1 rRNA gene is annotated in these 1,328 nt (G+C 56.1%); it reads left to right on the forward strand.

From position 1 onward, the window contains the following. Positions 1-1,311: ribosomal RNA gene (locus MHY22_RS11435) — 16S ribosomal RNA — on the forward strand; the annotation flags it as partial. Between the last annotated feature and the right edge of the window lie 17 nt (positions 1,312-1,328).

Here is a 1,328-nt window from a genome sequence, read left to right on the forward strand (position 1 = left end):
TTTTTCGGTGTAGGATGAGCTCGCGGCCTATCAGCTTGTTGGTGGGGTAATGGCCTACCAAGGCGGCGACGGGTAGCCGGCCTGAGAGGGTGGACGGCCACATTGGGACTGAGATACGGCCCAGACTCCTACGGGAGGCAGCAGTGGGGAATATTGCACAATGGGCGCAAGCCTGATGCAGCGACGCCGCGTGGGGGATGACGGCCTTCGGGTTGTAAACTCCTTTCGCTAGGGACGAAGCTTTTTGTGACGGTACCTAGATAAGAAGCACCGGCTAACTACGTGCCAGCAGCCGCGGTAATACGTAGGGTGCGAGCGTTGTCCGGAATTACTGGGCGTAAAGGGCTCGTAGGTGGTTTGTCGCGTCGTCTGTGAAATTCCGGGGCTTAACTCCGGGCGTGCAGGCGATACGGGCATAACTTGAGTACTGTAGGGGTAACTGGAATTCCTGGTGTAGCGGTGAAATGCGCAGATATCAGGAGGAACACCGATGGCGAAGGCAGGTTACTGGGCAGTTACTGACGCTGAGGAGCGAAAGCATGGGTAGCGAACAGGATTAGATACCCTGGTAGTCCATGCCGTAAACGGTGGGCGCTAGGTGTGAGGGTCTTTTCACGACTTTCGTGCCGTAGCTAACGCATTAAGCGCCCCGCCTGGGGAGTACGGCCGCAAGGCTAAAACTCAAAGGAATTGACGGGGGCCCGCACAAGCGGCGGAGCATGTGGATTAATTCGATGCAACGCGAAGAACCTTACCTGGGCTTGACATACACTGGATCGCTGCAGAGATGTAGTTTCCCTTTGTGGCTGGTGTACAGGTGGTGCATGGTTGTCGTCAGCTCGTGTCGTGAGATGTTGGGTTAAGTCCCGCAACGAGCGCAACCCTTGTCTTATGTTGCCAGCATTTGGTTGGGGACTCATGAGAGACTGCCGGGGTCAACTCGGAGGAAGGTGGGGATGACGTCAAATCATCATGCCCCTTATGTCCAGGGCTTCACACATGCTACAATGGTCGGTACAACGCGCAGCGACACTGTGAGGTGGAGCGAATCGCTGAAAGCCGGCCTTAGTTCGGATTGGGGTCTGCAACTCGACCCCATGAAGTCGGAGTCGCTAGTAATCGCAGATCAGCAATGCTGCGGTGAATACGTTCCCGGGCCTTGTACACACCGCCCGTCACGTCATGAAAGTTGGTAACACCCGAAGCCGGTGGCCCAAACTTGTTAGGGAGCCGTCGAAGGTGGGATCGGCGATTGGGACGAAGTCGTAACAAGGTACCCGTACCGGAAGGTGCGGGTGGATCACCTCCTTTCTAAGGAGCTTTTATTT

Source organism: Corynebacterium sp. ACRPO (assembly GCF_022347205.1).
Lineage (GTDB): Bacteria > Actinomycetota > Actinomycetes > Mycobacteriales > Mycobacteriaceae > Corynebacterium.